Source organism: Thermoanaerobaculia bacterium, assembly GCA_035717485.1.
Classification (GTDB): Bacteria; Acidobacteriota; Thermoanaerobaculia; order UBA5066; family DATFVB01; genus DATFVB01.
In genome coordinates, this window is sequence record DASTIQ010000115.1 from 1 (window position 1) to 8,704 (window position 8,704).

At 70.0% G+C, this 8,704-nt stretch carries 8 protein-coding genes; 3 read left to right on the forward strand and 5 right to left on the reverse strand.

Annotated features, from left to right (window positions below):
- Positions 1 to 202 precede the first annotated feature (202 nt).
- The 5 genes from VFS34_06155 to VFS34_06175 form a co-directional block, all read right to left on the reverse strand.
- Complete coding sequence (locus tag VFS34_06155; GenBank protein HET9794027.1) at positions 203 to 2,182, reverse strand: serine/threonine-protein kinase; 1,980 nt, start codon at positions 2,180 to 2,182, stop codon at positions 203 to 205.
- Positions 2,182 to 2,493, reverse strand: coding sequence for a DUF2007 domain-containing protein (locus VFS34_06160; protein HET9794028.1), 312 nt, complete (start codon positions 2,491 to 2,493; stop codon positions 2,182 to 2,184). Before VFS34_06160 ends, VFS34_06155 begins: the two co-directional genes overlap by 1 nt.
- Before the next feature lie 328 nt (positions 2,494 to 2,821).
- On the reverse strand, positions 2,822 to 3,838 hold the full coding sequence (gene selD / locus VFS34_06165) for a selenide, water dikinase SelD (protein ID HET9794029.1): 1,017 nt from the start codon (positions 3,836 to 3,838) through the stop codon (positions 2,822 to 2,824).
- Between the two features lie 172 nt (positions 3,839 to 4,010).
- On the reverse strand, positions 4,011 to 4,190 hold the full coding sequence (locus VFS34_06170; GenBank protein ID HET9794030.1) for a hypothetical protein: 180 nt from the start codon (positions 4,188 to 4,190) through the stop codon (positions 4,011 to 4,013).
- Positions 4,191 to 4,201: 11 nt separating this feature from the next.
- Positions 4,202 to 4,489, reverse strand: coding sequence for a hypothetical protein (locus tag VFS34_06175; protein HET9794031.1), 288 nt, complete (start codon positions 4,487 to 4,489; stop codon positions 4,202 to 4,204).
- 221 nt (positions 4,490 to 4,710) lie between these two features.
- Between VFS34_06175 and VFS34_06180 the strand changes: the two genes are divergently transcribed.
- The 3 genes from VFS34_06180 to VFS34_06190 form a co-directional block, all read left to right on the forward strand.
- The gene (locus tag VFS34_06180) at positions 4,711 to 6,093 is read left to right on the forward strand and encodes an MBL fold metallo-hydrolase (GenBank protein HET9794032.1); all 1,383 of its coding nucleotides are present in this window, start codon (positions 4,711 to 4,713) and stop codon (positions 6,091 to 6,093) included.
- Positions 6,090 to 7,274: a YihY family inner membrane protein gene (locus VFS34_06185; GenBank protein ID HET9794033.1), complete on the forward strand. Its 1,185-nt coding sequence runs from the start codon at positions 6,090 to 6,092 to the stop codon at positions 7,272 to 7,274. The genes VFS34_06180 and VFS34_06185 overlap by 4 nt, the downstream gene beginning before the upstream one ends.
- A partial coding sequence (locus VFS34_06190) for a thioredoxin domain-containing protein (protein HET9794034.1) occupies positions 7,271 to 8,704 on the forward strand: 1,434 nt, incomplete at its 3' end. The genes VFS34_06185 and VFS34_06190, both read left to right, overlap by 4 nt.

Genomic DNA, 8,704 nt, shown 5'->3' on the forward strand with positions numbered 1-8,704 from the left:
GGGCTCGGATCGCGGCGGCTCTCGCCGCGCGGACCTCCTCCCTGCGGTTACTCGGGAGACTTTCCGCGCGGCGGCCTCCCGCGGCTCGGGCCAAGCCCTCGACCGCTCCGGCGCCCCGCGAGGGATCGGATGGGAGTCCCCGCCGCCGCGACGCTCGCAGGGCTCGGATTACGGCGGCGTCTCGAGGCTCCAAGGGAAATCTCTACTTCAGCTTTTCCTTGATGAGGACCCGGTTCCTGTCCGCGGTCGACGACACGAGGATTCGGAGGGCTTTCGATTTCGCGCCGTCGGTCAGCAGCACGTCGTGGACCATCGGGCCGGAGAGCGTCAGCGGCTGGGCCGCCGTGAAGATCGACCCGATTCCCTGCTCGTGACCGTCGACGAGGACGCGCGCGGAACCGAGCGGCGCGTCGAAGAAGACCTCCCCCTGGGTCCCGTAGTCGAGCTTCGGGATCTTCGAGAACGGATCCTTCGAGATCCGTTTCATCTCGTCGCCCGCCGACTCGACGTCTTTCGGGGCGGAAGGGGCGACGACGATCTGGATGTTCAGATCGCGATATCCGGGAAGCGTCGCTTTCAGCCGATGGATTCCCGGCGCGAGCGGGAAGGGTTTTCCCCCGCCGTGATCGTCCCAGTCGTCGGCGATCCCGATGTACTTGCCGTCGACGGACAATCGCGCCTGGTCCGGGCTGAACTGGAACTTCATCGCGCGCCGCGCGTGGTAGACGTTGTCGAACACGACGTCCGATGCGGGGGCGGGAGCCGGGCCCTCCGGCGCACCCGTGATGGGCGGCGGCACGGCCGGCGCGGTCTTCGTCGAGGGACGAGCCGCCGCTGAATCCGACGAGGTCTTCCGGTTGTCCTTGGTGCGGCCGACCGAGGACGACTCGGGGGACGTCGTCGCGGCCGGGCCGGCGGAGTCCGGAGCGGCGGCCGGCGAGGTCGCGGGCGCCGGTACGGAGGGGGGCGGCGCAAGCGCGACGGAGCTCGAGGCGGACGCGGACGTGGCGGGAGGCGCGGTCACGGCCGGAACCGGCGGAGGCGCCGGCGCCGGAGGAGCGGCGGCCTTCGTCACCCCCGCGAAGATCGACGCGGCGCGGCGCGGCTGCGTGATGACGAAGAGGAAAGCGGCGGCCGCGAGGACGAGCGCCGCGATGCCGAAGAGCAGCGCCGCGCCTCCGCGCCGTTCGACGATGACGGTCGGTCCCGACCCGGACGCGGAAACCGCCGCGGCCGCCGGGGCCGCCGCGAGAGCCGGGGCTCCGGCCGTGGAGGCGGTCCGCGCGGGGATCGGCGTCGGAACCGGCATCCGGAATTCCTGGACGACCGGGGTCGGCCGCGAGTCACGCATCGACGACCCGCCGGCGCGATGCAGGTCGCGGAGGAGCGCCCGGGCGTCGGGATACCGCTCCTCGCGCTTCTTCGCGAGGGCGCGGCGGATGATCTCCGACGTCATCGGCGGAAGATCCGGCCGGATCGAAGCGGGGTCGCGCGGCTCGGTGTGCAGGATCTGGTACACGAGCGCGGTCACGGTGTCGCCGGGGAAGGGGCGCGCGCCGGTGAACATCTCGTACAGCACGACGCCGAACGAGAAGATGTCCGATCGTCCGTCGAGCGTGTCGCCGCGGATCTGCTCCGGCGACATGTAGGAAGGGCTCCCGACCATCATTCCGGTCCGCGTCACGTCCTCGCCTCCGGTCAGGAGCTTCCCGATCCCGAAGTCCGAGACCTTCACGACGCCGTCGCTCCGGATCAGGATGTTTCCCGGCTTGACGTCGCGGTGGACGACCTGTCGCTCGTGCGCGTGCGCGAGCGCCTCGGCGGTCTGGCGGGCGATCAGGAACCGCTGGGCGTCGGAGAGAGGCACGTCGGGGCGGAGGAGCTTCGCGAGCGGCCGTCCTTCGACGTACTCCATGGCGATGAACGTGCTCTCCCCTTCCCGGCCGACATCGTAGATCGTGACGATGTTCGGGTGCTGCAGGCGGCCGGCGATCTTCGCTTCGCGAAGGAACCGCGTCTCGACCTCGTCCCGCCGATCGGAGTCGGTCAGATCCGTGCGGACGATCTTGATCGCGACCTGACGCTCGATCTCCGGATCGACGGCGAGGTAGACGTTCCCCATCGCGCCCTGCCCGAGCGGGCGCTCGATCCGAAAACGGCCGACGTGGGAGCCGGGCTCCATCAGTCTCCGGGCTCCTCCGGAGCGTCGGCGGGACCGGAATCCGTCAGGATCGAGCTGCGGTCGCCCGTATCCTGGAGTCGGTCGAATTCCCGGTCGCGCCTGGCGAGGAGGGCCCGGGCCCGCTCCACGTCCGCCGGCTGCGTGAGAACCGCGATTCCGGTGAGGTCGCCGAAATTGACCGGCTCCATGTGAAACTTGCGGTTGTCGATCTGCGCCTCGATCCCCTCGGATTCGAGGAAGCCGCGGATCAGGTCCGCTTCCACGTCGTCGGGCACCATGGCGACCGGGGTCCACTTCTCGTCCGAGGGCATCAGGGGCTCCTTTCCAAGGCCGTTCGGGCGCGAACCGCCCGCGGGGCGGGCGTCGGACGCTCGATTCGGGACACAAGAGTAACCGATGATCCGTGGCCCGGCACGGGGATGGCGACCACACCGGCGCCCGCGGCTCGGGAACGAGGGAAGGCGCGGGGAAGGCCCGCGGCGCGAAGCCGCCATCGTTCCGGATCGGCGGCTCCCTTCGGGTGCGGGCGGCGCGACACAATCTGCCGCGCGAAAGCGGCTCGACGACGGCACCGCATCGCCTTCATCGAGGCCGACTTGCCGCTGGCCGGGCGCTCCGACCGGAGCAACGCCCGGAACCCTAGGCTTCGACGGCGAGAGGAGAATTCCCGCGGGGAACGACTTTCCCCACGACCGCGGCCGACCCCGCGCCGGCGTCCCGGCATCGCGAGGCGTATTCCTCCCCTCGGCCGTTCGGAACGCACACGAGCAGGCCGCCGGACGTCTGCGCGTCGACCAGGAGGAGGAAGGCATCGTCGGACCAGGGCGCGGTCCAGGCGGTCTTCGGGCGGAGGTTCCGGAAATTCTTGCGGGAGCCGTCCGGGGCGATGCCCCGCCGGGCGAGCGGACGGGCCTCGGGGATCACCGGGATGCGCCCGAGCGAGAACAGGGCGGTGGTCCCCGACGCCTCCATCAGGTTCAGCGCGTGGCCGAGGAGTCCGTAGCCCGTGATGTCCGTCGCGGCCCGCACGCCGAACTCGGGCATCGCGGCGGCGGCCGCGGCGTTCAGCGCGGCCATCTGCTCGCCGAGCCGTTCGAGCGTGTCGTCGCCGACGAGGCGGCGATGGAACAGCCCGCCGAGCGAATCCGCGCGCCCCGCCGAAACGAGCACGCCGACGCCCAGCGGTTTCGTCAGAACCAGGTCGTCGCCCGGCTTCGCCGCCGCGTGGTCGGTCAGGTCGCTCTCGCGCGCGAAGCCGGTCGCGGCGAGGCCGTAGATCGGCACGTCGTGATCGATCGTGTGCCCTCCCGAGAGGGTCGCGCCCGCTTCGACGACCTTCTCGGCCCCTCCGCTCAGGATCGCTTCGAGCACGTCGATCGAGAGGACTTCCGAAGGAAAAGCCGCGATCGCGAGCGCGAGAGCCGGGCGCGCCCCGGCGGCGTAGAGGTCCGAAAGGGCGTTGGCGGCGGCGATGCGACCGAAGAGACGAGGATCGTCGACGACCGGAGTGAAGTAATCGACCGTCTGGACGAGCGCCCGGCCGTCGCCCAGGCGGTAGGCGGAGGCGTCCTCGGACCGGCCGAACCCGGCGAGCAGGTTCGCATCACGGGACGGAGGCATTTTCGAGAGCACGGCCGCAAGGTCGAACTGACCCAGCTTGCAGGCTCAACCCGCGCTGCCGGCGAAGGTCGACAGCGCCGGGCCGGCCGAACGATACGTCATCGAGCAGATAGTAGCGTGGCCAGGCGCCCCGAGCTCATCGACGCGTCGAGGCGCGGCCAGACGCGGGCGGGGACGCGCGTATTCGCTCGATGTACGGCCGCGCCGGCTATGCCGTCTCTTCTTCGCGGAACGTCTCGGCCAACGCCCTCAGCGCGCGATCCGTCAGCGCGCCGGAAAGCGCGGCGAACATGAGCCGGCCGCGCCGGCGGCCGAGATACACGGCGAGCGAAAGGAGGGCGGCTCCGGCGACCCAGAGCGGAAGCGCGGAACGCCGCCGCCGACGCATCGCGGAATCGATCAGTCGCCGCGACGGCCGATCCAGAGTCCCAGGATCAGGCCGATTCCGGCGGCGTAACCGACGGCGCGCAGCGGATTGCTCTTGACGTACTTGCGGAGATCCTCGGAAAGCTGCTCCCACTGATCGTCGATCCGGGAGCTCACGGGGCCCCAGCTCTTGCGTGCGTCGCTCAGGAGATCATCGACCCGCTCGCGAGTCTTCGCGAACGAGGCGCCGAGGTATTCCTTCGTCCGATCGATCTTCTCGTCCACGAAATCGCGCGTTTTATCGAAGGAGTCTTTGCCCACGTTATCCTCCATTAAAGGTCGGAGCTTATCGCAAGAAATGTGCCGTCGTCGCATTCGCCGACGCTCGCGGGGCTCGGATCGCGAATCCGGCCGCGGACCCGCGCCCCGCTCGTTTCGACCCGCGACCCGCCGACTCGCGATTTTCCGTCCGGGCCCCCGGTTCGCCGCTCGCGGATTCGCAAACCCCGTCGCGCCCGACGGGCTGGGATATCTTCCCCCCGATGCAGCGCCTGACGTTTCTGGGGGCGAGCGGCACGGTGACCGGGTCGCGCTACCTTCTCGAAACCGACCGGAACACGATCCTCGTCGACTGCGGCCTGTTCCAGGGAGGATCCGCCCTCCGCGCGAAGAACTGGGAGCCGCTTCCGACGGACGTGTCGAAGATCCGGGCCATCCTCCTGACGCACGCGCACATCGACCACACGGGATACCTGCCGCGCCTCGTCCGGCAGGGGTACACCGGCCCCGTCTACTGCTCCGCGCCGACGAAAGCGCTGCTCCGCTACCTTCTTCCCGACGCCGGCCGCCTCCAGGAGGAAGAAGCCCAGTACGCGAACCAGAAAGGCTATTCGCGCCACAAGCCGGCCGAACCGCTTTTCACGGAAGAGGACGCCAACCGCGCGCTGAACCTCCTCTCCCCCATCCCCTTCGACTCCCCCTCGAGAATCCTGACGGGCATCGAGTTCTCGTTCCACCGCGTCGGCCACATCATCGGCGCCGCCTTCATCCGCGTGCAGGCGGGAGCCGCGTCCGTCCTCTTCTCGGGAGACGTCGGCCGCCGCGACGTCCCCATCCTGAAGGACCCGGAACCGATCCTCGCGGCGAGCACCCTCCTCCTCGAGTCGACCTACGGCGATCGCACGCACGGCGACGAGTCCCCGCTCGCCGCTCTCGAGCGCGTCGTCTGCGACGTCGTCGCGCGAAAGGGGATGCTCCTCATTCCGGCGTTCGCGGTCGGACGCACCCAGGAGATCCTCTATTACCTTCGCCAGCTGCAGCGGGAAAAGAAGATTCCCGACGACCTGCCCATCTGGGTCGATTCCCCGATGGCGGTCTCCGCGGTCGAGATCTACCGCGACTTCACTTCCGAGCACGATCTCGAAACGCGCGAGCTCGAGGACGAGAACGTCTCGCCGATCGACGGCCGGTGGGTGCACCTCATGCGGACGGTGGACGAATCGAAGAGCCTCAACCGCATGGGCGGCCCGGGCGTGATCATCTCCGCCTCCGGGATGCTCAACGGCGGCCGGATCCTGCACCACCTCCGCGTGCGCCTCCCCGACCCCTCGACGACGCTCCTCTTCGTCGGGTACCAGGCGGAGGAAACGCTCGGCCGCGCGATCGAGAACGGCGCGACCGTCGCGCGGATCCACGGCGAGGACGTGCCCGTGCGCGCGCGGATCGAGAAGATCCCGTCGCTTTCGGCGCACGCCGACCAGGGCGAGCTCCTCGAATGGATCTCGAAGATCCCCGAGCCGCCGCGCCGGACCTTCCTCGTCCACGGAGAAGACCCGGCGCGCCGCGCGCTCGCCGACCGGATTCGCGCCGAGCTCCGCTTCGACGTCACGCTGCCCGTTCAGAACCAGACGGAGGATCTGCCGTGAACGACGGCCGCGGCGGGCTCCGGAGGGTTCGCCGCGTTCTCGTCCAGACCCTGAAGGGCTTCTACGCCGACCGCGGCGACGATCTCGCCGCCTCCCTCACGTTCTCGACGCTCGTCATGGCGGTGCCGCTCGTCGCGACGCTCGCCATGCTCCTCGCGACGTTCTTCCGCCAGAACGACCGCGCGATCCTCGACGCGATCAACTTCGCTCTGCCTTACCAGAGCGCGCGGATCACCGCGAACCTGCGGGAGTTCATCGACTCCGCCAAAGCGGTCTCGGGAATCGGGCTCATCGCGCTCCTCGCGACGTCTCTCCGCCTCATCTTCATCATCGAGAACACGGTCAATCACGTGTGGGGGGCGCCGAAGCGCAAGCGCCTCCTCGCACGGGTCGCGACCTACACGATGGGACTCTTCATCGGGGCGCTCCTGATCGGCGAGCTCCTGACCGGCCTCGCCGAGCTGCGGAAACGCCTCGCTTTCGAGAGCCTCTTCACGTCGGCGGTCGTGGACCGGTTCTTCGCCACGCTCGTCGTCGCAGCCGCGCTCACGCTCCTCTACAAGTTCATCCCGAACGCCCCCGTCTCCTGGCCCTCCGCCGCGTTCGCGGCGGGGATCGTCGCGCTCCTCCTGCGCGTCATCAAGGTGGGTTTCGCGCTGTACTTCAGGCTGTTCCCGACGATCAACATCATCTACGGATCCCTCTCGCTCGTCCTCCTGCTGCTGATCGCCCTCTTCCTCTTCTGGGAGCTCGTGCTCGCGGGCGTCGAACTCACGTTCGTCCTCGACGCCGGCCGCATCGCGACGCTGAGCCGGGAGGGCGAAGGCCGGGCGGAGCTCGCCGTTCGGCTCCTGCTGCGGGCGGCGAAGTCGCCCGCCCGTCTCGAAGATCTCCAGAGGGACCTCGGCCGCCCGTCGGGGGAAATCGACCCGCTCGCCGCGCAGCTCCGCGAGGACGGGCTCCTCGACGGGGCGCGCGAAGAGGCTTTCCACGTCGCGCTCCCCCTCGGCGAGATCCCGCTCTCGCGCGTCGTCACCGCGGTTTCCCCCGACCTTCTCTGCGTGGGCCCGGAGGGCGCCGACCGCGTCGCGCGGATCCTCCGCCGCTCTTTCCGGAAGCTCACCGCCGAGCGCGACTTCGTCCTGAACGTCACGCTCGGCGACATCGCCGGCCGGCGGTGACCCGCCGCCGGGTCGCGCCGCTCGCCGCCGCGGTGGTGCTAGCCTTCGGCCACATGGGAGAGCCCGCGAACCGACTCGCGCAGGAATCGAGCCCGTACCTCCTGCAGCACGCCGGAAATCCCGTCGACTGGTATCCGTGGGGCGACGAGGCGTTCGAGAAGGCGAAACGCGAGGGGAAGCCGGTCTTCCTCTCGATCGGCTATTCGACGTGCCACTGGTGCCACGTCATGGAGCGCGAATCCTTCGAGAACACCGAGATCGCCGCCCTCATGAACCGCGATTTCGTTTCGATCAAGGTCGACCGCGAGGAGCGGCCCGACATCGACAACGTGTACATGACGGCCTGCCAGCTCCTGACCCGCTCCGGAGGATGGCCGCTGACCGCCGTCCTCACGCCCGACGGGCTCCCGTTCTTCGCCGGAACCTACTTCCCCCCCGGAGACGCGCACGGCCGCGCCGGAATGCGCACGCTCCTGCCGCGGATCGCCGAATACTGGAAGAGCCACCGCGCCGAAGCCGAGTCGCAGGCGAAAGAGGTCGAGGCGGCCGTTCGCGGGGCGATCGCGTCTCCCCCGAAGGAGCACGCGGCTCCGCTCGACGCGGCGTTCTCCGCGTCCGTCGCGGAGGAGCTCGCGCGGAGATTCGACCCGGAGCACGGCGGCTTCTCGCAGGCGCCGAAGTTCCCGCCGCACGGCGCGCTCGAATTCCTCGCCGCGCGAGAGGACGGGCGCTCCGTCGCGATGCTCCGGCGGACGCTCGACGCCATGCAGGACGGCGGCGTGTTCGACCAGGTCGGCGGCGGATTCCACCGGTACTCGGTCGACGCGGAATGGTTCGTTCCGCACTTCGAGAAGATGCTCTACGACAACGCGCAGCTCCTCTCCGCGTACGCAGCCGCTTCCCGGCGGTTCGGCGACGCCGGGTACGGCGACACCGCCCGCGCGATCGCCGGATGGCTGGAGCGTGACATGAAGACCGCCGAAGGGGCGTACGCGTCCGGGCTCGACGCCGATTCGGAAGGCGTCGAGGGCAAGTACTACCTCTGGACGGCGGCGGAGGTCGACGCCGCGCTCGGTCCGCGGGAAGCGCCGCTCTGGCGGGAGGCGTTCGGAATCTCCGAGCGCGGGAACACGCCGGCGGAATTCGCGGAAGGACGCGGAAAGAACCTTCCGCGGCGCGTCGGAAGCGACGCGGCGCTCGCAAAGAAACACGGCGGCGATCCCGGAGGAATCCGCCGGCGGCTCGAGGCGGACGCCCGCCGGCTGGAGGAGGTCCGCGCCCGCCGCGTGCCGCCGGCCCGGGACGACAAGGTCCTCACCTCGTGGAACGCGCTCGCCGTGTCGGCGCTCGCCCGCGCGTCACGCGACCTCCGGGAGCCGCGGCTGGCCGCCGACGCCCGGCGGGTTGCCGACTTCCTCCTCGCCGCGCAC

Excerpts from the sequence above, each read along its gene's own strand:
- VFS34_06155 (HET9794027.1), bottom strand. The coding sequence starts at position 2,182 with ATGGAGCCCGGCTCCCACGTCGGCCGTTTTCGGATCGAGCGCCCGCTC.
- VFS34_06160 (HET9794028.1), bottom strand. The coding sequence starts at position 2,493 with ATGCCCTCGGACGAGAAGTGGACCCCGGTCGCCATGGTGCCCGACGAC.
- VFS34_06170 (HET9794030.1), bottom strand. The coding sequence starts at position 4,190 with ATGCGTCGGCGGCGGCGTTCCGCGCTTCCGCTCTGGGTCGCCGGAGCC.
- VFS34_06180 (HET9794032.1), top strand. The coding sequence starts at position 4,711 with ATGCAGCGCCTGACGTTTCTGGGGGCGAGCGGCACGGTGACCGGGTCG.